The 22,990-nt window shown below is 65.4% G+C and carries 20 protein-coding genes and 1 riboswitch; of the genes, 10 read left to right on the top strand and 10 right to left on the bottom strand.

The window, feature by feature from the left end; all coding sequences use genetic code 11:
- Positions 1–94: 94 nt before the first annotated feature.
- The 9 genes from H6A16_RS06670 to H6A16_RS06630 all read right to left on the bottom strand — a co-directional run bounded on the left by H6A16_RS06670 (position 95) and on the right by H6A16_RS06630 (position 10,296).
- Positions 95–760, bottom strand: a complete 666-nt coding sequence (locus H6A16_RS06670) for an RDD family protein (RefSeq protein ID WP_204617397.1) — start codon at positions 758–760, stop codon at positions 95–97.
- Between the two features lie 82 nt (positions 761–842).
- On the bottom strand, positions 843–2,057 hold the full coding sequence (locus H6A16_RS06665; RefSeq protein WP_204617395.1) for a Sapep family Mn(2+)-dependent dipeptidase: 1,215 nt from the start codon (positions 2,055–2,057) through the stop codon (positions 843–845).
- Positions 2,058–2,363: 306 nt separating this feature from the next.
- Positions 2,364–3,416: a N(4)-(beta-N-acetylglucosaminyl)-L-asparaginase gene (locus H6A16_RS06660; protein WP_204617393.1), complete on the bottom strand. Its 1,053-nt coding sequence runs from the start codon at positions 3,414–3,416 to the stop codon at positions 2,364–2,366.
- A gap of 186 nt (positions 3,417–3,602) precedes the next feature.
- The gene (locus H6A16_RS06655; protein WP_204617391.1) at positions 3,603–4,973 is read right to left on the bottom strand and encodes a PTS sugar transporter subunit IIC; all 1,371 of its coding nucleotides are present in this window, start codon (positions 4,971–4,973) and stop codon (positions 3,603–3,605) included.
- 37 nt (positions 4,974–5,010) lie between these two features.
- Positions 5,011–5,346: a PTS sugar transporter subunit IIB gene (locus H6A16_RS06650; RefSeq protein WP_204617389.1), complete on the bottom strand. Its 336-nt coding sequence runs from the start codon at positions 5,344–5,346 to the stop codon at positions 5,011–5,013.
- A gap of 100 nt (positions 5,347–5,446) precedes the next feature.
- Complete coding sequence (locus H6A16_RS06645) at positions 5,447–5,758, bottom strand: PTS lactose/cellobiose transporter subunit IIA (RefSeq protein WP_204617387.1); 312 nt, start codon at positions 5,756–5,758, stop codon at positions 5,447–5,449.
- Entirely contained in the window at positions 5,759–7,660 is a 1,902-nt protein-coding gene (locus H6A16_RS06640; RefSeq protein WP_342589728.1) for a BglG family transcription antiterminator, read from the bottom strand.
- Between the two features lie 535 nt (positions 7,661–8,195).
- A complete protein-coding gene (locus H6A16_RS06635; RefSeq protein ID WP_204617382.1) occupies positions 8,196–9,284 on the bottom strand; it encodes a DUF871 domain-containing protein in 1,089 nt (362 codons plus the stop codon).
- A gap of 100 nt (positions 9,285–9,384) precedes the next feature.
- Positions 9,385–10,296 carry a haloacid dehalogenase-like hydrolase gene (locus H6A16_RS06630; protein ID WP_204617380.1) on the bottom strand — a complete coding sequence of 304 codons (912 nt, stop codon included), beginning with the start codon at positions 10,294–10,296 and terminating at the stop codon, positions 9,385–9,387.
- Positions 10,297–10,563: 267 nt separating this feature from the next.
- Here H6A16_RS06630 and H6A16_RS06625 point away from each other — a divergent pair, with 267 nt between their 5' ends.
- From H6A16_RS06625 to H6A16_RS06580, 10 genes are all read left to right on the top strand, one after another.
- Entirely contained in the window at positions 10,564–11,241 is a 678-nt protein-coding gene (locus H6A16_RS06625; RefSeq protein WP_342589726.1) for a copper homeostasis protein CutC, read from the top strand.
- Between the two features lie 413 nt (positions 11,242–11,654).
- A riboswitch (FMN riboswitch) is annotated at positions 11,655–11,841 on the top strand.
- Positions 11,842–11,847: 6 nt separating this feature from the next.
- Positions 11,848–12,438 (top strand): ECF transporter S component, encoded by a 591-nt coding sequence (locus H6A16_RS06620; RefSeq protein WP_342589725.1) that lies wholly within the window; start codon positions 11,848–11,850, stop codon positions 12,436–12,438.
- Positions 12,435–14,246 carry an energy-coupling factor transporter ATPase gene (locus tag H6A16_RS06615; protein WP_204617376.1) on the top strand — a complete coding sequence of 604 codons (1,812 nt, stop codon included), beginning with the start codon at positions 12,435–12,437 and terminating at the stop codon, positions 14,244–14,246. Before H6A16_RS06620 ends, H6A16_RS06615 begins: the two co-directional genes overlap by 4 nt.
- Positions 14,243–15,043: an energy-coupling factor transporter transmembrane component T family protein gene (locus H6A16_RS06610; RefSeq protein WP_204617374.1), complete on the top strand. Its 801-nt coding sequence runs from the start codon at positions 14,243–14,245 to the stop codon at positions 15,041–15,043. Before H6A16_RS06615 ends, H6A16_RS06610 begins: the two co-directional genes overlap by 4 nt.
- Before the next feature lie 41 nt (positions 15,044–15,084).
- Positions 15,085–15,525 (top strand): pyridoxamine 5'-phosphate oxidase family protein, encoded by a 441-nt coding sequence (locus tag H6A16_RS06605; RefSeq protein ID WP_239458251.1) that lies wholly within the window; start codon positions 15,085–15,087, stop codon positions 15,523–15,525.
- A 46-nt stretch (positions 15,526–15,571) separates the two neighbouring features.
- The gene (locus tag H6A16_RS06600; RefSeq protein WP_204617372.1) at positions 15,572–15,991 is read left to right on the top strand and encodes a pyridoxamine 5'-phosphate oxidase family protein; all 420 of its coding nucleotides are present in this window, start codon (positions 15,572–15,574) and stop codon (positions 15,989–15,991) included.
- Positions 15,992–16,461: 470 nt separating this feature from the next.
- Positions 16,462–17,532, top strand: coding sequence for an N-acetyl-gamma-glutamyl-phosphate reductase (gene argC, locus H6A16_RS06595; RefSeq protein ID WP_204617370.1), 1,071 nt, complete (start codon positions 16,462–16,464; stop codon positions 17,530–17,532).
- Positions 17,533–17,565: 33 nt separating this feature from the next.
- Positions 17,566–18,837 (top strand): bifunctional glutamate N-acetyltransferase/amino-acid acetyltransferase ArgJ, encoded by a 1,272-nt coding sequence (gene argJ, locus H6A16_RS06590; protein WP_204617367.1) that lies wholly within the window; start codon positions 17,566–17,568, stop codon positions 18,835–18,837.
- A gap of 73 nt (positions 18,838–18,910) precedes the next feature.
- Positions 18,911–19,864: an acetylglutamate kinase gene (gene argB, locus H6A16_RS06585; protein WP_204617365.1), complete on the top strand. Its 954-nt coding sequence runs from the start codon at positions 18,911–18,913 to the stop codon at positions 19,862–19,864.
- 14 nt (positions 19,865–19,878) lie between these two features.
- Positions 19,879–21,162 (top strand): aminotransferase class III-fold pyridoxal phosphate-dependent enzyme, encoded by a 1,284-nt coding sequence (locus tag H6A16_RS06580; RefSeq protein ID WP_204617363.1) that lies wholly within the window; start codon positions 19,879–19,881, stop codon positions 21,160–21,162.
- 172 nt (positions 21,163–21,334) lie between these two features.
- On the opposite strand, the gene H6A16_RS06575 is transcribed toward H6A16_RS06580, so the two are convergent.
- Positions 21,335–22,357, bottom strand: a complete 1,023-nt coding sequence (locus tag H6A16_RS06575) for an acyltransferase family protein (RefSeq protein ID WP_204617361.1) — start codon at positions 22,355–22,357, stop codon at positions 21,335–21,337.
- Positions 22,358–22,990 lie beyond the last annotated feature (633 nt).

Below are 22,990 nucleotides of genomic sequence, written 5' to 3'. Positions count from 1 at the left end.
TCCTTTCGCTTCGATGCGATGTCTTGCAGAACCTCAGGGTGGGCGATGGCGTATGACATGGGGTTCCCTCCATATCCGGGTGCCCTGCCGCGGTCTACGACTTCTCGACGAGCGCCACCTTGGTGCCGGCGATGAAGTCGTGGATGCAGCGGTGATCCTTGCGAACGAGGATCATGATGCAGCTCACGAGCGTGAACGCGAAGCCTACGTACATCAGGGGGTGGACGAAGTTGATGCCGGTCGCGATCGAGAGCATCTGGTGCCAGATGCCGCTCGCGTTGGCGATGACGCCCTCGATGATGGTGACGCCGACGATCTGGCGCAGCGCGAGGCACGGCAGCGTGACGGGGCTGCCGTCGGCCTGCACGATCATGACGCCGCACAGGCGCTTGCCGGGCGTCTGGCCGCGCCAGACGAACAGCGGGACCAGGATGTAGTACGCGAAGGCGAACAGCAGCGCGCAAGCGCCGGTGATGATGCCGATGGGAGCGGGGAGGTCGGTGAGGTACTGGTTGGTGATGTCTCCACTCGTCTGGTAGGCAGCAAACGAGATGGGGATGGCGGTGCACAGGGCTCCGACATACCAGTCGATGAGGTACGCGAAGAAGCGGCGGGTGACCGGGGCGGGCGCGCCAGCGCGGTCCGTGAACTGGGTGACCGTCTTGGTGGCCTTCGATTCGGACGCCTGCTGCTGCGGTTGCGCCGCCTGCGCGGCGGGCTCGGTGTGCGTGCGCTTCTTTTTGTGCTTCTTGGAACTCATGCTCCTCCTCGGATCGTGTTGCTCTTGCTCGGGGCAAGATAGCATAGGCGGGGCGCAGCGCGGGGTTGCGCCCCGGGACGGTCTAGCGCGAGAGCAGGTAGAGGCTCAGGGCGTAGATCTTGGCGTTGGTGATGATGTCGGCCACATCCATCCACTCGTTGGGCTGGTGGCCGATGCCCTTCTGGCCGGGGAACGACGGGCCGAACGGCACGATATTGGGCATGAGCTTGGCATAGGTGCCGCCCGTCGTCGTGACCGGGGTGCCATCGGAGCCGGTGGCGTGCTCGTAGGTGTACACGAGCGTGCGAACGAGGCGGCAGTCCTTCTCGAAGCGCACCGGGTTGAAGTTGCCCGTGACCTCGAAGGTGAGGCCCTGCTCGTCGGCGACCTTGTCCAGGCGCTCTTGCAGCTCGTCGGCGGCGATGCCGGCGGGATAGCTGATGGCGAACTCCACGGCGGGCTCGTCGCCCTCGAGGACGAGCTTGTAGTTACGGACCTCGGTGATACCGAATTCGGGATCGGTGCAGTCGATGCCGAAGCGCTCGCCGTTCGGCTTGGCGTTCAGGACGTACTCGTTCACGAAACCGAAGAAGCGCTCCAGGCGCGCGCTCGCGTCCTCGCCGTCCTCGGGTTTCGCGGTGAGGCGGACGGCCATGCGGCCGCGCTCGGCGTACACCACGGGGTACTTGCAGTCGGGCGTGAAGCCCATCACGGGCGCGGGCTCGTGCTCCAGGTAGTAGCGCAGGTCGCCGAAGCCGCACTCCTCGTTGCAGCCGAAGATGATGCGTACATCGCGGCGCGGCGTGAGGCCCAGGCGCTTGAGCGCCCAGAGGGCGTACAGGCACGAGTAGATGGGGCCCTTGTTGTCGAGGACGCCGCGGCTCGTGATGCGGCCGTCTTCCAGGTGCGCGCTATAGGGTGGCACCTTCCAGCCCGTCGTGCCCTCGGGCACGACATCCAGATGGCCGAGGGCGCACACGTAGCCGGGAAGCACCGGCTCGCCGTCGGCGCCGGCCTCGCCCTTCCAGGTGGCGTAGCCCATGTAGCCGTCGACATCGGTGGTCTCGAAGCCCAGCGTGCGGCAGAGCTCGAGCGTCTGGTCGAGCGCGGCGCGCACGTCGGTGCCGAAGGGGGCGCCGGGGGCGGGTTCCCCCTGAACGCTCTTTTGCCGCACGATGGTGCGGATGGCCTCGATCATCTCGTCGGAGATGGTGTCGACCTCAGCGAGGATGCGCTCTTCGAGCTCAGGTTCGATAGCGATATGTTCCTCGTTCTCAAGGCAGTCTGCACTGCTCATGACAACTCCTTTACGGATGGAAACAGGTGGATGTCCACTTTGAGGACGGAGATGATAGTGGACATGTTCTGCCGGCTGCGGCCCTTTTGGGGCGTGGCCGGCAGGGGGCATCTTGAGGGCCCGCTGTCGGAAGCGGAGAATGTCCACTTTCATCTCCGTCCTGAAAGTGGACAAGTTTGGCCTCTTCTGGCTACGTCCCCAAAGAGGCCAAGGGGACAGGACACTCGACAACGGAAACTCAACAACAACGAAACCCAACAACGGAAACTTGAACCCCGAGATGCGGCGCCTGGGAAAGCCGCTAGGTTAGGTCAACGGAGCCATGCGGGAGCGCATGTATTCTTCCTGCCACTCGTCGCTGGCGACCTCGTGCGTGCAGGTTCCGTCGGGCTGCGGGTGGGCCAGGTACACGCAGGCGGGCTCGTTCTCGGTCTGGACCACGAACGAGAAGCCCTCGATGTTGCTGGCGGCGCCCCAGCGGCCCTGGGCGTCCATGGCCACGAAGCTGATGTCGCCCGCATGGCCGCGCTTGCGGTTGAGCACCTCGGTGAAGGTAGCGATGGCCTGCTCGCAGGCCTGCTGCGGGTGCATGCCGGTCGCCATGAGGCGCACGATCTCGTAGCCCACGCAGCCCTTCATGACGTCTTCGCCCAGACCCGTGGAGGCCGAGCCGCCCGCGTCGGAGTCGGCATAGAAGCCGGCGCCGGGGATGGAGGAGTCACCCACGCGGCCGGCGTGCTTCATGAACAGGCCGCTCGTCGAGGTTGCCGCCGTGATGGTGCCGGACGCGTCCAGGCAGACCATGCCCACGGTGTCGTGGCCCTCGGGGCAGGTGCCTTCCTGGTCGATGCCGGGGCGGGCGTCCTTCTCGGGCATAGCGCCGCGCGCCGTCTCCTGCTCGGCCTCCGGCTCGCCCAGCATGCGGGCGGCGTTGGGAAGGCGGCCGCCCTCCTCGGCGACGCGGCGGGCGTAGTGGATCTTGGCGCGGTCGGTGAGCATGTTCTTGCGCTCGAAGCCCATCTCGTCGGCGAACTTCTCGGCGCCGGCGCCGACGAGCAGGTTGTTGGCATCGCCGTGAGCCAGCGCGCGGGCCACGCTCACGGGGTTGGCGATGTTCTTGGCAGCGCCCACGGCGCCGAACTCGAGCGTGTCGCCGTTCATGAACGACGCGTCGAGCTCGACCTGCATATCCTCGTTTGGCAGGCCGCCGTAGCCCACGGACTTGTAGTACGGGAAGTCCTCGACCTCGCGGACCGCCATCTCGATGGCGTCGCCTGCGTTGGCGCCGCCGGCAAGCGCCTCGCTTGCTTTCTCAACGCCCTCGCGCGCCATCCTCCATGTTGCGATGATGCCCCACATGGCTACTCCTTGTGTGCTGGGGTGTACAGCGATGCGGTTGCGTGCCCTCGCAGCGCGCCGCCTCGCCGCTTACAAAAAACCGCCCGTGCTCGTATCGGCATTGCCGAAGTGAGCACGGGCGGCAATGCTGCGAAATGCAGATGCTCGCGGTCGCCGGAGCCGGGAGGCCCCGGCGATCAGTGCATCTTACAGGTCGTCGAACGACAGGTCGTCGAGGTCGATGTCGTCCTCGTCGGGCTCGTTCGCGGCGGCCTCGGCAGCCAGCTGCTCGTCATGCAGGTACTGGTTGTCGATGGTCTTGATGAACGGCAGGTAGATGAAGACGCCCATGATCAGCAGCAGGATCTGCAGGACGCCACCCACCCAGTTGGTGGCCAGCAGGCCGGAGATGCCCAGCGGCATGGTCCAGGGGATCTGGACGCCGGAGCAGATGGGCACGATGCCCCAGTCCATGGCGAAGTAGGAGATGATGATGTTCAGGGTCGGCACCAGCACGAACGGGATGATGATGACCGGGTTCATAACGATAGGCAGACCGAAGACGATCGGCTCGTTGATGTTGAACACGCCGGGGATGAAGGCGAGGCGGGAGAGCTGCTTGATACGGGCGGACTTGCAGAACAGGATCATGGCGATCAGCAGCGACAGGGTGGAGCCGCAGCCGCCGAAGGTGGCGAACAGGTCCTGGAACTGCTGGCAGATGATGTGGCCCTCACCGACACCGGTGCGGAAGAACTCGAGGTTCTCGGCAGCGAGCGTCTGAAGGATCGGGTTGAACACGGCGCCGACGACGGAGCCGCCGTTGATGCCGAAGAACCAGAAGGCGTGCAGGAACAGGTAGGCCACGATCATGGCGCCGAGCGTGTCGCCCAGGCCGAGCAGCGGAGTCTGCAGGAACGTGAAGACGATGTCGAACACGTTGGTACCAGCGAGACCGAAAGCCACGTTGATGAGGAAGAAGATCGTCATCGTCACGGTGATGGGGATCAGTGACGAGAAGGACTCGGTGACGGTGGGCGGAACGCCAGCGGGCATCTTGATGACCCAGCCGCGGTTCTTGACCCAGGTGTAGATCGCGGTGGCACCGAAGGCGCTGAAGATGCCGACGAAGATGCCCTTGGCGCCGACCCAGCCCAGAGGAATACCGGAGAGCGCGACGTCAACAGCCTCGCCGCCGACCTCGACGGAACCGGTCACGGTGTAGGGCATGATGAGGAACCAAGCCATGAGGGCCGCGGCGGCGCAGAACAGCGAGTCGCTGTTGATCTGGCGGGCATAGCTGTAGGCGATGCCGAACGTCGCGAAGATGGCCATCAGCGAGAAGGTCGCGTCAGAGGGCTTGGACAGGTAGGTGGCCAACGTGCCGTCGGCGATGGGGATGCTCGCGATCCAGTCGGAGAAGCCGGGGAACGGCAGGTTGGCGATAACCAGGAAGATCGAGCCGGCGATCAGCAGCGGCGTCGAGATCAGGAAACCGTCACGGATAGAGACGAGGTACTTGTTGTTGCCGATGGCCTCGGCAAGAGGCATGAGTACCTTCTCAAGCTTTTCGAACATTGTGCCTCCTTGTATGCGCGTGGCTAACGCAGGTGTCTTACTTCTTGTAGGTCTTGATGAGCTTGACGGCGTACTTCAGGGAAGCCTCGCCATCCATCATGCCGTAGGCCTGCTGATCGAGGATGCCGACGGGGATGTCGAACGTGCTCTCGATGCGCTTCTTGGTCTCCTCGTACTGATGATGAACCTGCGGGCCGAGCAGGACGCACGCGGGGTGCTCGGAGCCGGCGATCTCGTCGACCTTGCCGATGGGGAAGGCACGAACCTCCACGGGCAGGTTGTGGGAGTCGCCCACCTGCTGCATGTTCTGGGCGAGCATGCTGGTGGACATGCCGGCGCTGCAGAACAGGTAGATCTTCTTCTTGTCTGCCATAGTCCTTTCCTTTCTATCCGCGGCCTTCCGGCCGCTCGGACATAAACCGCATCGACCCTCCCTCTGGTCGCATGCGGGGAGCAACGAAACGAATCGCGGTCTACTGGGCCATGTGGCGGTAGACGTCGATCAGCTCGGTGGCCACGATTTTGAAGGTCTCGGCGGCCATGAGCTGGTCTTCGGCGTGGGTGATCATGAGGGTCATGTGCACCGGGTCGCCACCGGCCTCCTTCTGGATCAGGCCGGTGTGGGCGTCGTGTCCGGTCAGGAAGCTCTCGTCGCCCTTCTTCATCAGCTCCTCAGCCTTCTCGAAGTCGCCCTTCTTGGCGGCGTCGACGGCCTCGACATAGCAGCTTCGGGCACCGCCAACTGCAGCGATGATCTGGAAGCTCGTGCGTACCAGCTCGTCCATTTATTCTCCTTCCAATTCGCTCAGGAGCACATCGAAGCGCATATCGCTCGTGAGCTTCTGAATTGCCGACTGCTGGGTGAGCAGACCGCCGATGGCGCGGTAGAACGCCTCGAGGTCGGCTCCTGCGTCGCGGGCGACGCATATCATGAACACCGCCTGGACGGGCGTGCCGTTCCAGTCGACGGGCTCATCAAGGAGTGCCACCGCCACGAAGGTCCGCGTGCTCACGGCCTCGTAGGGGTGGGGAAGCGCGACCATGTTGCCAAAGGAGGTCGCGGCCGCGCGCTCACGTTGCCACACGAGGTGCTCGAAGTTATCGGGAAGCTCGTCGTGCGCGGCGCAGGCGGCGCACAGGTAGGAGATGATCTCCTCGCGCGTGTGCAGCTTGAGGTGGGGGAAGAACAGCTCGGGGGTGAAGTAGGCCTTCACGCTCGCGGTGCTGTCCTGGGTGAGGGCGCGCTTGACGTCGCGGCGGCTCGTGTCGTCCAAAAACAGGCTGATATGGACGACCGGGATGCTCACGCGGCGCGAAAGCGGCACGGTGGTGAAGATGTAGTCGATGCCGTCGAGGTCGCGGTCTTCAAACTCAGAGGCATCGCAGGTCTCGACGTGCTCGAAATCGGAGCTGAAGTCGTTCTGCAGGCGGTAGGCCAGAAGGCGCGCGCTGCCCGCGCCCGACGCGCAGACCACGAGCACGCGCTTCTTGGCGTGAGCGGTCTTCTCGCGCTCAAGGGCGAGCGCGAAGAACAGGGCCACGTAGCCGATCTCGTCGTCGGAGACGGTGGCGCCGTAGCGGTCGGAAAGCAGGCTCATGGCGTCGGCGGCCATGGAGAACGGCAGGGGATAGCGCGCCTTGATGTCGGGCAGCAGGGGGTTCTCGAGCGCCATGCCGTAGCGCAGGCGCACGATGAGCGGCATGGTGTGGCGCGCGAGATTCATGCGGAGCTCGGCGTCGTTGCGGAAGTCGAAGCGGAAGGCGCGCCAGATGATCTCGATCATCTCGGCGGCGAGGTTCCAGGCTTCGTCGGAGATCTCGAGGTTCGCCTCGGAGCCGTTTTCCATATGCGACGGGCTGCCGCCCTCGACGAGGTGCTTGCTCGCCAGGTGGATCGCGATGTAGGCGATCTCCTCCTCGGGGAGGTCGATGTCAAAGGTGCGCTCGATCTCGTGGGCGACGTTGCCGGCCACCGTGTACTCGTGCGTGCCGCGCACATGCTCGAGGTGCGCGGCCTCCATGGGCACGTAGCACTCCTTGCGGATGCGCGCGATGGCGATGGCGATGTGCACCACCAGGTTCTGGTGGGACACGGGGTTGATCTTGTAGCGCTCGCGGTCGAGGGCCTCGCTCACGCAGGTGCCCACCGCGTCGAGCATATCGGGCGAGATGGCGCCGGAGAGCTCGTCATCGGCAAGGCGCGTGTCGACGGCGATGCTCGCCAGGCAGATGCGGCGGTTCATCTCGTCGCCCGCGACGCGGATGCCGTAGCGGGGGCGCTTCTCGATTGTGAGGTGAAAACGCTCGAGAACCTGCTCGATGGTGCGCAGGTCGCTCGAGATGGTCGAGCGCGATACGAACAGCAGGCTCGCGAGGTCCTCGAGGGTGATCCAGTCGGAGCGGGACAGCAGGTCCTGAAGCAGGTAGTCGGCGCGCTCCTCCGGCGTGGAGGGGAGGCGGTCGAACGGGTCGCGCGGGGCGGTGCCCTCGAGCCACGCCTTGAACGCGTCCTCGTCGGAAACCTTGACCACGTAGCCGCCCTGTGCGCGGCTGTACGCGATGAGGGCGGAGCCATTCATGGCGTCGTTCGCATGGCGGATGCGGTCGCGCATCGCGCGCTCTTTGGTGCCTAGATAGGCAGACAGATCGGCTGGGGCGATTCCCTCGTGCTTGAGGATATGTCGCACCAAACGGGTATCTTGCATGCCTTCACCATCCCTTCACATTCAATCTATAGGGAAAGGCGCGGGGTCTCAAAACCGTTTTATGCCGGTTTGCGCGGCAGTGGATGTGCACGAGATGTTCACCAAGTGTTTTTTGCAGCTCTGAACTGTGAAAACGGCACTGCATTCTCGTGCAGTGAACTGCCGCGAACGCCGTTTCGGGGCGGTTTTCCCCCTTTGTCAGAGAATCTGCCGCCACGCCAAACGGCATGTTTGGCAGGGTGGGCGGTGGCCCGATGTGCATGGAATCGCTCCCGCTGTCCGTATTCTGGCCGTAGGTTCGGGGTCGATAGCATAGCGGACAAAGTCGACATACAAGACAAAATGGACACACATTCAGAAAGGCCACATCGACATTGACAAAAGGCTCCCGGGGCACTTGTCGGCAGCACAAAAATGAGCGCCGCCCCGCTGACGGGGGCGGCGCTCGGGGTGGAAGGAGAGCGTGTGGCAGGCGAAGGCCCTGTGCCTGCCGACGCCCGGAGGTGGTGTGAGCGCGTTACTCCTTGATGAACGCGAAGGGGTTCTCGGACTTGATGTAGTCGAGCAGGAAGAGCTCCTCGGCGGAGATGCGGCCCACGAGGTTGCGCGTGCCGTCGTTGGGCATGTCGCGCAGGGCAACATGCAGCTCGCCGCGGTAGTGCGCCAGGTTGTCGTTCACCACGAGGACATCGCCGCGATGGAAGGTCTCGGGCGCGGTGCGCGCGGGGATGCTCGTCTCGCGGAAGTCCATGCGCGGCCAGCTGGAGCGCAGCATGTAGGCGGAAGAATCGGGGCGCTCGGTGTGGTCGTAGCCATACACGACGCGCAGCTCCTCTTCGGTTGCGCCCTCGTCGAGCGCGAGGCGCATGGTGGTGCGGGTCATGTCGACGGCAGCCATGGCGGCGAGCTCCTCGGCGCTTGCGAAGGCATTGCCGATGATGATGTCGTCGATGAGGCCGGTGGCGATCATATGGCGCACCTGCAGGTCGATGGGACGATGGCGGTCGTCCTCGCAGGTGGGCAGGCCGGCGAACACGGGCCAGGGGCCAAAGGTGTTCTCCTGCTGGCTCGACACGAACGCGGCGGTCTGGAAGCCGTGGCTCTTGTACTTATGGGAGAGCTCCCAGAAGCGCTCCTCGGACATGCCGGTGAAGGGCTCGGGGTAGAAATTCGCGCAGGTCACCATGTTGCGCTTGTCGGCACCGCGCTCGGCGAGCAGGTCGATGGGCAGGTTGCCGCTGCCGTTGAACTCGATCTGGATGCCCTCGCGGTTGCGGGTGAGCATGATGTCGCCCATGTCGCCGAAATGGCCGTCGAGGCGGATGATGTCGACGGCCAGCTCCTTGAAGGGCTTGAGGTTGCTCGGCGTGGCGCCCAGGCGCTCGAAGACCTTCTCGTTCGTGTCGACGGCGACGGTAAAGCCGAGCTCATGCGCCTTGGCCATGAAGCCGCCGAACTCGGCGATGGTGTCCTCGGCGTTCTTCTCGACGGAGAGCAGGCAGGTGAAGATGCGGCTGAAGCCGTTCATCGCCGCAAGCTCCATGTAGGCGTAGTCCTTGTCGGGGGTCGAGTGCTCGGGGTACAGCGAGATGCCCAGACGATGCATGTGCGGTCCTTTCTACGTGATGACGGGGATGCCCCGCTTGCTGCTGAGGGGAAGTTGGGCCCCGTGAGGCGCATGTACCTCTCGGGGCCCGATTGGGGGTTTAGCGGTTGATGGAGCGCGCCATGCGCAGATAGGTGTGGCGCTTGCCGCGGATGGCGATGCTGTATGCCATGAGGTTCTCGGGGTTGAGGCCGCCCACGCCGGCGTCGCCCACGTGATGGAGGTCGGTGCCGGCCATTTTGCACATGAGAGCGATCTGCTCGATGGTCTGGGCGCTCGCGCCCTCCTGGGAGGTGCCGATGGCCGTGAGCGAGAGCTTGCTCAGGCTGTGGATATAGGAGACCATCTCGCGCACGAACTCGAACGTCACGCCCGGAACGGTGCCGGGGGCGGGCAGCAGGATGACGTCGGCGCCCGCGTCGGCGAAGGCGCGGATCATGTCCTTGCTGACGATGTTCTCGCCCGCCTCATCCTTGGAACCGGCGGCGTGCATCTTGCCGGCGAAGATCATCATGTCGTCGCCCAGGGCTTCGCGCATGTCGCGCACGGCCTTGAGGATGGCGGTGTTGTCGACGCCCGTGCCGGGGTTGCCGGTGAGCAGGATGAAGTCGAAGCCGAGGTCGCGGGCGCGCAGGGCGTTCTCGACGGTGCCGGCGCGGCCGGAGGGCATGGACTCCTGCTCGCCCAGCATGGCGGAGTCGCCCACGGGCTCGAGGTTGAGGCCGATCAAGCGGCCGGTGTAGCGCTTGAGGGTGCGGACGGTCTCCGCGGGCTCGGCGTCGATACCCGCCACGTGCGGATGCTCGCAGTCGAAGGCGTTGAGCAGGATGAGGTCGGCGCCGAACGCGCAGGCGAGCTCGGCATCGGAGATGGGCTCGAGCATCATGGCGTTGCGGAACAGCGAGAGCTCCTGGACGATGACGCGACCTTCGCTCGCCTCGATGGCGTCGAGACGCTCTTGGCGGCTCATGGTCGCCAAGTCGGAGGTTTCGCAGTTGAGCAGACGCTTCATGGCACGGCCTTTCTCTTTCGCGCGCGTATGGCACGGTGCTGCGGACGCGCGCACGCTCCTCGTCTTTCTATATATGCTAATGGCGCCATCAGGCCGACTCAATCGAGTGCGGTGCCGCTCCAGGCGGCAGCAGAGGTGAACATACGCAGGGCGTAGGCGTCCCGGGCGCGGGTATACCATCATGTTGTTGGAATCGTGTTCGGTGCGCGCCGCGACACGGGATTTGCGAGCGCCGCGCGACGTGCGCGTGGCGGCGAAGGAGGAGCCATGGCGTTGCTGAGGGAGTTCTGCGCGGAGAACATGGAGCGGGTTCCCGCTGCCGTCGCTGCCGGCGCGGGCCGTATCGAGCTGTGCGACAACCTGACGGTGGGCGGTACGAGCCCGAGCTATGGCGTGATCCGCGCTGCCGTGGCGTTTGCCGCGAAGCACGACGTCGCCGTCATGGCCATGGCGCGCCCGCGCGGCGGCAACTTCGTGTACACCCCCGAGGAGGAGCAGATGATGCTCGACGACGTTGTCTGCGCGCGTCGTCTGGGCATCACGGGTGTGGTCTTCGGCTGCCTGGTTGCCGACCCCGAGACCGGCGAGCCGGTGATCGACCGGGCGATGACCAAGAAGCTCGTGGATGCCGCCCATGGCGAGCTCGACGGCGTCGCCCCCGTGTGGGTCACGTTCCATATGGCGTTCGACGAGCTGTCCGAGCCGCGCCAGCTCGAGGCCATCGATTATCTGGCGGAACTCGGTGTCGAGCGCATCCTGACTCACGGCGGTGCCGCCGGGACGCCCATCATGGGCAACGTCGATCACCTGAAGCGCCTGATCGATCACGCGGCAGGCCGTATCACCATCCTGCCGGGCGGCGGCATCACCCACGAGAACGCCGAGCAGGTCGCTGAGGCCTTGGGCGTCAACGAGGTTCACGGCACCAAGATCGTGCAGCTGTAGCAGGCAGGGGCCGGGGGCAGTTCGCGTGCGCGCTGCCCCTTTTTTGCCTTGAGCGAAAAGTCAGTTCAGATATGCGTAACGCTAGCGAATTAGTAGGATAGTAGCCGAGCCCGGATTGTCCGAATTCCTCTGTTTGAGCGCCCGATTTGGGGCCGTCGGCGGGGACATCGCACCCATGTGAGGGTGTGTATATCACCAAATATTATCCTACATAGCATATAGGTAACGCATATCTGAACTGACTTCTATAAACCGACCCCCATCTACAGCGATTATTGAAATAAAGACCCCCTTTTCTTCCGTATATACGGACGATATCGGCCCCTACGGCACTCTGAGCCCACGCACCATTGCCGCATCAAGAAACTCGGCAGATGCCGCCGTTCCTGGCGGTGTAGCGTGCTACGATGGGTCTGCTGTTTCAGGGCGGGGTGGAATTCCCCACTGGCGGTGAATCGGCCGGACGTCGTCCGGGCGCGGGGCAAGGGGTCCCGCGCGGAACCGATGAGCCCGCGAGCCCGGCAGGCGTTGGTTCGCCTGCGGGCCGATCCGGTGAGAATCCGGGGCCAACGGTTACAGGCCGGATGGAAGAGGCAGGTGATTCTTGTGGCTGAGCAGTCTCGTCATATCCATTTTGAGAATACGAATCGGTGGAGCACCAAGCAGCTCGTGACCATGGCGCTGATGTGCGCCGTGAGCGCGCTGTTCATGTTCGTGCAGATTCCGCTCATTCCCGCGGCGCCGTTTCTCACCTACGACCCATCGCTCGTGCCGGCGATGGTCTCGGGCTTCGCATACGGACCGGGATCGGGCGTTGCCGTGGGCGTTCTCGCGGTGGTCATCCATGCGCTCACGACCGGCGACTGGGTCGGTGCCCTCATGAACATCGTCGCCTGCGTGTGCTTCATCCTTCCCGCGGCGCTCGTCTACCGCAGCAAGCGCACCTTCATGGGCGCTGTGGTCGGCCTGGCGCTGGGCGTGGTGTGCGCCACGGCGGCCTCGGTGGTATCTAACCTTACGATCGGCGTGTGGTTCTGGTACGGCTCGGCCGATGCCATCCTGCCGCTGATGGTCCCCGCGGTCATCCCGTTCAACCTGGCCAAAACGGTTCTGAACTCTGTGCTCACCCTCGCGGTGTACAAGGCGATCTCGAACCTCATCACCCCCGAGAAGGACAGGGTCCGGGGACGCGCATGATCTCGTGCGAGCATCTGGTCTATTCCTACGACGGGGCGACGCGTGCGCTCGATGATGTGAGCCTGACGGTGGCCGACGGCGAGTTCGTCTGCCTGCTGGGCGGCAACGGTTCGGGCAAGTCGACGCTCGCCAAGCACATCAACGCGCTGCTCGTGCCCGATCGGGGGCGCGTGCTGGTCGATGGGCTCGACACCGCCGACCCGGAATACGTGTACGACATCCGCTCGACCGTGGGCTATGTGTTCCAGAACCCCGATGATCAGCTGGTCGCCACGCTGGTGGAAGATGACGTCGCCTTCGGTCCGGAGAATCTGGGCGAGCAGCCCGAGCGTATCGAGCGCGCGGTGCGCGACGCCCTGCGCGAAGTCGGTCTTATGGACTTCGAGCGCCACGAGACGTATGCGCTCTCGGGCGGGCAGAAGCAGCGCGTGGCCATCGCGGGCGTGCTCGCCATGCACCCGCGCGTGCTCGTGCTCGACGAGGCGTCGGCCATGCTCGACCCGCGCGGTCGCGCAGGCCTCATGCGCGTGTGCCGCGAGCTGCACGACCAGGGCATGACCATCATCATGATCACACACTATATGGAAGAGGCTGCCCTGGCCGATCGCATCGTGGTGCTCGATGCGGGAAAGATCGCCCTCGAAGGGGCGCCGGCGGACGTGCTGACACGGGTGGACGAGCTCTCCCGGCTGAACCTCGAGGTTCCACCTTCGTGCCGCCTCGGTCTGGCGCTTCGCGAGCGCGGCGTGGACGTCGTGCCGCGCGTGGACGAGAGCGCCATGGTGCGCGAGGTCGCGGCGGTGATCGCTCCGGTTCACGCGACCCTTGCGCGCGAGCCGAGGGCGGGCGCCTCGTTGGATGGCGGCAGGGAGGAGCCTTCCCGGGAGCCGCTCATCTCCTTCGAGCACGTGAGCTACAGCTACGAGTCGTCGGTGCGCGAGCGCTCGCGCCGCCGGCGCGCTGCGCGTTCGAAGCGGGCTGCTGCCTGGGGCAACGACCCCGAAGCCGTGTGGGCACTCCACAACGTTGACCTCACGGTGCACGAGGGGGAGTTCCTGGGCATTGCGGGGCACACGGGATCGGGCAAGTCGACGCTCATCCAGCACATGAACGGCATCGTGCATCCCACGATGGGACGCGTGTCGGTCTGCGGCCGCGACCTTGCCGACAAGCGCGCCGCGGCCGAGGCCAAAGGGCTTGTCGGGCTGGTGTTCCAGTATCCCGAGCACCAGCTCTTTGCGCCTACGGTGTACGAGGACGTGGCGTTCGGCCCGCGCAACCTCGGGCTTGCGCCCGAGGAGGTGGATGCGCGCGTGCGGCAGGCGCTGGAGCTTGTCGGCCTGCCGTTCGACAAGGTGGCCGACAGGAGCCCGTTCTCGCTTTCGGGAGGCCAGCAGCGCCGCTGTGCGTTTGCCGGCGTGCTCGCCATGCGCCCACGCGTGCTCGTGCTCGATGAGCCGGCCGCTGGGCTCGACCCCGCGGCGCGCGATTCGTTTTTGAGCCTGATCGCGCAGCTGCACGACGAGGGCCTCACCGTTGTCATGGTGTCCCACAGCATGGACGACCTCGCGGCGCTCTGCGACCGCGTCGTGGTGCTCAACGAGGGGCGCACGATGCTCACCGGCACGCCGAGCGAGGTGTTCTGCCAGGGCGAGCGGCTGCGTCGCGTGGGCTTGGGCATGCCCGCCGCCCAGCGCATGGCCGATGGCCTGCGGGCAGCCGGCGCGCCACTCGCGGATAGCCGCCTCTATTCGATCGAGAGCCTGGCGGATGCCGTGGCGTCGCTTGCGAAGGGAGGCTCCCGATGAACGAGGTCTTCTCCTTCGGCAGCTACTATCCGGGCGACAGCGTGCTTCACCGGCTCGATCCGCGCACGAAGCTTTTGGGCGGCATCGCGTTTCTGATCGTGTCGCTTCTGGCGGGCAACGTCGCGGGGCTTATCGCTCTCGGTGCGTTTATCGTGGCGCTGTATGCGCTCGCCCGCATACCTGCAGGCAGGGCGCTGCGATCTCTGGCGCCGCTTCTGGGTATCGTCGCCGTGGTGGCGATCCTCAGGCTTTTCACCCAGCAGGAAGGCCGCGTGCTGTTTCGGCTGGGGGTCATCTGCGTCAGCGAGGGCGGTGTCGCTACGGCTGCGTTCACCGCGGTGCGCATGCTGTTCATGATGTGTGGCATGAGCCTCGTGACGATGACCACCATGACGCTCGACCTCACGCACGCGGTGGAGCGCCTGCTGTCACCCCTCGCGCGCGTGGGGCTTCCCACCCACGAGCTGGGTATGATGCTCGGTATCGCGCTGCGCTTCATGCCGCAGTTCGCCACCGAGCTGCAGACGACGTACCGCGCGCAGGTGAGCCGCGGCGCGCATGCGGCCAGCGGCCCGCTCGGCAGCATCCGTATGCTCTCGAGTGTGTCGATTCCGCTCTTCGCGAGCATCTTCCGCCACGCCGAGACGCTGTCGGCGGCCATGGATGCGCGCTGCTATCACGGCGAGCAGGGGCGCACGCGCCTGCATCCGCTGCGCTTCACCTCGAGCGATATCGTGGCGGCGGTCGCGCTCGTGCTGCTTGCCGTGGTGGTCGTGCTGCTCAGGGTGCTCGCGTAAACGTAGACAATCCCGCGCTGCGGGTCGCAAAGGAGGCCGATATGACCGAAACCGACCAGATGAGCCCAGCTGCCGACGGCATGTCGACGGTGCTCGAATACCTCACCTCTATTCCCGCGTGGTATCTGGCCACGAGTGTCGACAACCAGCCGCATGTGCGGCCGTTCTCGTTTGCCGCCGAGCAGGATGGGAAGATTTGGTTCTGCACCGCCACCACGAAGGACGTGTGGCAGGAGCTCGTGGCTAACCAGCTGTTCGAGGCGACGGCATGGTGGCCCGGCCACGGCTGGCTCATCCTGCGCGGACGCGCCGGGCTCGAGGATCGCGCCGAGCCGGAGCTGCGTGAGGCGGGGTGGCGGCACCTCGAGGGGCTGGGCGAGCACTACGATGGTCCGAACGACCCGACGCTCGTGTTCTTCAGCGTCGAGGACCCGCAGGTCTGGATCTGCAACCACGACGAATGGAAGCCGGTCGCGCTGTAGCGCGGCTGTAGGGGCGGCTGCCGCCTCGATCGAAAGGAGATCGCACATGGACGAGATCGTTGCGTATCTGACCTCGATTCCCGCGTGGTATCTGGCCACGATCGACGAGAGCGACCCCACCCAGCCGCGCGTGAGGCCGTTCTCCTTCGTATGCGAGGACGCGGGGCGCCTATGGTTTTGCACCTCGCGCGACAAGGACGTGTGGCGCGAGCTCACCGAGCATCCCAAGTTCGAGCTGTCGGGTTGGAAGCCCGGTGCGTTCTGGATCGTGCTTACCGGTGAGGCCGACCTCGAAGCCGACGCCTCGGCGAGCGAGGCGGTGCGCCAGGCGGGCTTTGCGCACATGGTGGGGATCGGCGAGGAGCACGAATCGGCCAACGACGGCCGCCTCGTCTTCTTCAGCGTGCGCGCGGCGCGGGCGCGCTTCTGCGATATCGACGGCAGTGAGCGCATCGTCGAGCTGTAGGGCGTCTGGGCGCGTGCCCCGAGACGGATTGTGGACAAAGTGCCCAGATATGTACTTTTTCGCGGGCGGGGAGGGCCGGCTTGGCGGCAATCCCCGCCCGTTTCTATGTGAATAGCAGCCTTCGAGGTGCCGATTAGGGCTAAATCGTCTTCATCTGGGGCCTGTCCCGGGGCGCCAAGCGCTGCGAAGAGCCCGAGCCGCCAGGGAAAAGATACATATTCGACCCCTTTTGTCCACCTGGCCCGACAAGGGATAAAAACGAACCCATCGGAGTGCGCCATCGGCCCCACGTGCCCTTGTGCGCATGGTTCCGATGGTCCCCTCATGTTGCAAGACTATGACGGTCGAAAAAAGTCGGCGCGATGCGTGCTGCGAGTGGTACTCTCTCAATCTGTTCGATACAATTGGCATCTGCATACGACATTATGCATTTTCGTGCCATCAGCATACATTTTGGGAGATGAGGTCCTATGGCCTACAAGGTGGGAGTCGTTGGAGCTGCGGGCTATGCGGGTATCGAGGCGGTCCGATTGCTGCTGGGCCACCCCGAGTTCGAGCTCGTGGCTATCACGTCCAACGCCGACGCCGGCCAGCCGCTTGCGAGCGCCTACCCTGCGTTCGCCGGCACGACCGACCTTGCGTTCACCACGCACGACGACCCGATTCTTTCGACCTGCGATGCGGTGTTCCTCGCCGTGCCGCACACCGCGGCCCTCGCGGCGGTGCCCGGCCTGCTTGCGGCGGGCGTGACGGTGTTCGACCTGTCCGCCGACTACCGCCTGTCCGATCCCGAGGTCTACGAGCGCTGGTACAACACGCCGCACACCTCTCCGGAGCTGCTCGCCAGCCGCGCCTTCGGTCTGCCGGAGCTGTTTGCCGACGACTTGGCCGCGGCGGCGTCGCGCCACGCGAACGGCGAGGCCGTGCTCGTCGCGTGCGCCGGCTGCTATCCCACCGCGACCTCGCTCGGCGCGTATCCGGCAATCGCCGCCGGTTGGGCCGCCCCCGGGGCCGCCGTGGTCGTCGATGCCATCTCGGGCGTGACCGGCGCCGGCAAGAGCGCCAACGCCCGCACCCATTACTGCTCCGCCGACGAGAACGTCGAGGCCTACGGCGTGTGCAAGCACCGCCACACGCCCGAGATCGAGCAGATCCTCGGCCTTCCCGACCGCGTGGTGTTCACGCCGCACCTGGCTCCGCTGCGCCGCGGCCTGCTGTCCACGGTCAATATCCCTCTGGCACAGGATGTCGCCGCGCGGCTCGACGATGCCGCCGTGGTGGAGCGCTACCGCGCCTTCTACGCCGGCCGCCCCTTCGTGCGCGTGCTCGATGCCGGCCAGTGCCCCAAGACGAGTTCGGTCGCGGGATCCAACGCCTGCCAAATCGGTGTTGCCGTGAACGCGCGCGCGGGTATGCTGGTCGTGACCTCCGCCATCGACAACCTGTGCAAGGGCGCCGCTGGCCAGGCGGTCCAGTGCGCGAACATCGTGTTCGGGCTCGACGAGCGCTGCGGCCTCCCGCTGACTGCGATGCCGGTGTAGGCGCGACCCATTCGTTACGAGGAGGACCATCCCATGGATATCGATTCGTTTGATTCCAAGCTGCGCGCCGTTCCCGAAGGGGGCGTTACGAGCGCGCGCGGGTTCAAGGCGGCGGGCATCCATGCCGGCTTTCGCCACGACCCGGCGCGTGCGGACTTCGCGCTGCTTGTTGCCGACGAGCCGGTGAGCGCCGCGGGCGTGTTCACCACGAACCGCTTCTGCGCGGCGCCCGTCACGGTGAGCCGCGAGCATCTGGGCGGCGCATCGCAGGGCTTCGGTAAGGTGCGCGCCGTGGCGGTCAACTCCGGCAACGCCAACGCCGCCACGGGCGAGCCCGGCCTGGCCGTGGCACGCGAGACCTGCGATATCGTCTCGCAGGTCGTGGGCTGCGAGCCGACCCAGGTGCTCGTCTCGTCCACGGGCGTTATCGGTCAGCAGCTGGACATCGCGCCGTTCGAGGCGGGTATTCCCGCCGCCTTCGAGCAGTGCTCGCGTGAGGGCGGCGCCTCGGTGGCGCGCGCCATCATGACGACCGATACCCGTCCCAAGGAGTACGCCGTGACCTACGAGAGCGGCGTGCTGGAGTACGTGGGGTGCACCTTCACCGTCGGCGGATGCGTCAAGGGCTCGGGCATGATCATGCCCAACATGGCGACCATGATCGCCCTCATCACGACCGACGCGCCGGTGGAGCCCGAGACGCTCCACCGCATGCTGGCCGCCTGCGTGAACGAGACGTTCAACAAGGTGACGGTCGATTCCGACACCTCCACCAACGACACGTGCATCCTGCTCGCCTCGGGCGCTGCCGCCCCCGATTGCGAGCCCATCTGCGAGGGCAGCGAAGCCTACGAGGAGCTCGCGTATGCCTTGAAGGTGGTGTGCGAGAGCCTGGCGCGCGCCATCGCCGCCGACGGCGAAGGGGCGTCGCGCCTCATCACCGTGAACGTGATCGGCGCGCCGAGCGACGAGGACGCGGACACCGCCGCTCGCGCGGTGGCGAACTCGCCGCTCGTGAAGACCGCTGTTGCCGGGCACGACTGCAACTGGGGGCGCATCGCCATGGCGCTCGGAAAGTGCGGGGTCGTCTTCGATCAGCAGGACGTGTCCATCGACATCATGGGCATGCCGGTGTGCCGCGACGGCCTGACCGTTCCTTTCGACGAGGACGAGGCGCTGCGCCGCTTCGAGGCGCCCGAGATCACCATCTGGGCCGATCTGGGTGCCGGCGAGGGCGAGGCGACGGTGTGGACCTGCGACCTCACCCACGAGTACATCGTCATCAACGGCGACTACCGAACCTAAGGTTTGCCGCCGCCCGTCTGCCGACGGGCGGCTCTCTTCTATCCGCCAAGACCCGAGACCCTAAGAAGGAACCATGAAGTACGCACGCGACTCCCGCTCCACGCGCCCGAACGAGGAAACCGCACAGCTGCTGTTCGAGGCGCTGCCTTGGATCAAGAACCTGACCGGAAAGACCGTCGTCATCAAATATGGCGGCGCCGCGATGGTCGACCCCAAGCTCCGCGCCGACGTCATGAGCGATATCGTGCTGCTCAAGATCATCGGTATGAAGCCCGTGATCGTCCACGGCGGCGGCAAGGACATCAACGCCGCCCTCAAGCACTACGACATCCCCGTCGAGTTCAAGGACGGCCAGCGCGTGACGACCGAGGCCACGATGGATGTCGTGCGCCAGGTGCTGGTCGGCAAGGTGAACGAGGAGCTCGTGGCCTCCGTCAACGTTCACGGCAACCTCGCGGTGGGCGTATCGGGCTGCGATGCGGGCACGATCGTGGCCAAGCAGCTCGACGCCGATCTCGGCCGCGTGGGTGAGATCACCCGCGTGAACGCCGACTACCTGAACAGCCTGATGGACAACGACTACATCCCGGTCGTCGCCACCGTGGCGCAGGGCGAGGACGGCGGCTTCTTCAACATCAACGCCGATGTCGCCGCCGGGCACATCGCCGCCGCGGTCCACGCCCACAAGGTCATCTTCCTTACCGACGTCGACGGCTTGTACGAGGACTTCTCCGACAAGGATTCGCTCATCTCGAACCTCACGCTTGAGGAGACCGAGGCCATGCTCACTTCCGGCGAGGTCGATAGCGGCATGATCCCCAAGCTGCAGAGCTGCGTGTATGCCCTCAAGGCCGGCGTGTACCGCTCGCATATCATCAACGGTACGACGCCGCACGCGCTGCTGCTCGAGCTTCTGACCGACACCGGCGTAGGCACGGTGATGCACTCGACGCAGGCGGCGTACGAGAACGATACGCACCCGCATCCGCTGACGCAGTTCGCCGCGCGCCTGGCCGAGAACATCTAGTGAAAGGACGATGTATGTCGCTTGATAACCAGAAGGCCCTCGAGTCGTCGTACGTGATGCACACGTTCGGCCGCTCGCAGGTCGATTTCGTAGGCGGCCACGGCATGGCGCTCGTGGACGATGCCGGCCGCGAGTACACGGACTTCCTCGCGGGCATCGGCGTGTGCTGCCTGGGCCACGGCCATCCCGCGCTCGTCGAGGCGGTGCGCGACCAGGCGGAGCAGTTGCTCCACGTGTCCAACTACTTCTACATCGAGCATCGCGGCGAGGTTGCGGCGCTGCTCTCCAAGCTCGCCAACGACGACGTCGACGGCGCGCGCATTCTGGCCGACGCCATCGTTTCCGGCAAGGCCGACGAGGTGCTCGCCGCCGCGAAGCCCGCTGAGGGCGAGCAGGTTTGGGAGACATTCTTCGCCAACTCCGGCGCCGAGGCCAACGAGGGCTCGATGAAGCTCGCCCGCCTGTATGCGCACCGGCAGGGCAACGGCGGCAACACCATCGTGTGCCTGCGCGGCGGCTTCCATGGCCGCACGCTCGAGACCATCGCCGCCACCATGCAGGACTGGCTGCAGGACAGCTTCAAGCCGCTGCCCGGTGGCTTCGTGGCCTGCACGCCGAACGACGTCGATGAGCTGCGCTCGATTTTCGACAAGCTGGGCAGCGAGGTCTGCGCCGTGATGGTCGAGCCTATCCAGGGCGAGTCCGGCGTGCATCCGCTGACGCGCGAGTTTTTGCAGGAGGCGGCCGATCTGGTCCACGGTGCGGGCGGCCTGCTGATCGCCGACGAGGTGCAGACCGGTATCTTCCGCTCCGGCAAGCCGTTCGCGTTCCAGACGCTCGGCGTCGAGCCCGACATCATGAGCCTCGCCAAGGGCATCGCCGGTGGCGTTCCGGCGGGCGCTTGCATGGCCAAGAAGGAGATCGCCGACGTCTTCCATCCGGGCGACCACGGCTCGACGTTCGGTGGCAGCTGCCTTGCGGTCGCCGCGGCGAAGGCCGTGCTCTGCGAGCTCGTGCGCGGCGCATACGACGAGCACGCCGCCTCGGTGGGCGGATACTTTGCCGAGAAGCTGGCAGCGGTGCCCCATGTTGTCGAGGTGCGCGGCAGCGGCCTTATGGTCGGCTGCGATCTGGATGAATCCGCCGGCGACGCCCACGACGTGGTGGCCGCCATGCTCGACGCTGGCTTCGTGATCAACGCGACCGGTGCCCATACGCTGCGCTTCCTGCCCCCGCTCATCTGCGAGCGCGAGGACGTGGACGCGTTGGTGGCCGCGCTGGCGCAGGTGCTGGCGTAAAGCCGACCGAACCGGCGGGCAGCGTCTGTCTGTCCGCTTGTGCCATCTTGCATGCTAAAAGATTTACCCGGTCGGTTGTGACACTTCGAGGCCGATTTCTGTCACAGCCGACCGGGTAAAACCATTACCAAGGTAAAAGCGGCGAGGCCGGGCGGCCCCGGAGCGGCGCTGGCTAGCGGCCGCCTTCCGCAGGACGGGCGATCCACGCGCGGCGCATGAAGCCGTTGAACGCCTGCTCGACGGGCAGCGCCGCGCAGATGCCGCAGACAGCGGCGCTGATGGCAAGGACGATCAGCGTACCCCAGAGAGGGTCGAGCAGAATCGGCAGGTCATAGAAGGGCGTGCGGAACGTGAGCGCCGCGCGGATGAGTCGGTGGATGACGTAGATCTGCAGCGAGCGCCTGCCGAGCAAGCCGAGGCGCGGCCGAGTCTCGTTGGGGATGAGCTTGATGACGGCGAGTGAGAACACGATGGCGACCGCCGTGGCCACGAGTTTCTCCACGAGGCCGATGCCGATGCCGGCGAGATACGGGGTATCGCCGTAGACGCGCTGGAAGAACCAATCGTAGACGGTCGAATCAAGCAGGCGCGCGAGGGCGATTGCTGCGGCTGCGGGCACGGCCGCCCAAAGCCAGCGGCTGTTATGCAGATGGGCCACGCGCTCCGGCTTCAGGTAGTAGCCGCAGGCAAACCAGGGGAGAAAGGTCAGCGTGCGGCTGATGGCGAGCAGGCCGTTCGAAAGATCGGCCGCACCCCATGCAAGGGCGATGGCGCAGCTGGCGGCGATGCCGACGGCGGGCCGGACGCGCGTGAGCAAGGGTGTCATCAGATACCACCAGGCCATGGCGATCAGGTACCAGGGTGCCGAGGTGAACAGGAACAGCTTGGGCAGCAGCGCGCTTCCGTTGATGAGGATGATCGCCGCCTGATAGGCGAAGCCGAGTACGAGGTAGGAGATTATGCGGTTCACGTTCAGGCGCCCGTCGCGGTAGGCGCCCTTGGCGAACAGGCCCGACATGAAAACGAACAGCGGCATGTGGAACAGGTAGATGATGTCGAAGCCCGCGCTGATAGCATGGTTGTCGTTGTGGACCGGATGCATGAAATGCCCGATGACCACGAGGACGATGAGCAGTCCCTTGATGTTGTCGTACAGCTCGATACGGGGTTTGGGATGTACGGTGGCGGTCGACACGGTTCGCTTTCTTTCGCAGGTCGAGGGCGATTCTGCGCAACCGTTTAAGGCTGCGGCCGCTATTCTACGCCGGGCATGGCGGACCGTCGAGGTCGAACGTGGTGTTTCGCGCGATAGCTGGGCCGAGGCGCCCGCGCGTGCGGGGCGATAGTGGGGCGGATTTTGCAAAAACTGGGGACTTTGGACGGATTTTGCGCTTCGGGTCCGTATGAGCGACCTTTGGACCTGCGGAAACGTCGAGGTCAGAGGGGTGCTTGTCTCGACCCGGAGCAAAATTGCCGTCCAAAGTCCAGACTTTTTGCAGCGGGAGATTGAATCGCAGCGTTGCCGGGGTGGGCGGTGAGGGATGTCGGCCGCCGCTCCGCGACGGCCTCACGCTGAGGAGGCCTTGCAGGCCTCCTTGCGCGCTTCGCTGGAAAATGCTCGACGCATTTTCTCAGCTCCACACCCTTCGGGTTCGAATCTCTCTGCACGGGGCCCAAAAGAAAACAACTCCATCGCTGGAGTCGTCAAAATACATATGGTGGGCGATGAGGGATTCCGCGGATGCTGCGCATCCGCTCCCGCTGCGGGCGGCTGTGCCGCCCTTGCGTGCTCCGCGGCGAACGGCTGCGCCGTTCACACGCTCCGCAC

Source organism: Collinsella tanakaei (assembly GCF_016900375.1).
GTDB lineage: Bacteria > Actinomycetota > Coriobacteriia > Coriobacteriales > Coriobacteriaceae > Collinsella.
This window is presented reverse-complemented; position numbering and strand designations above follow the sequence as displayed.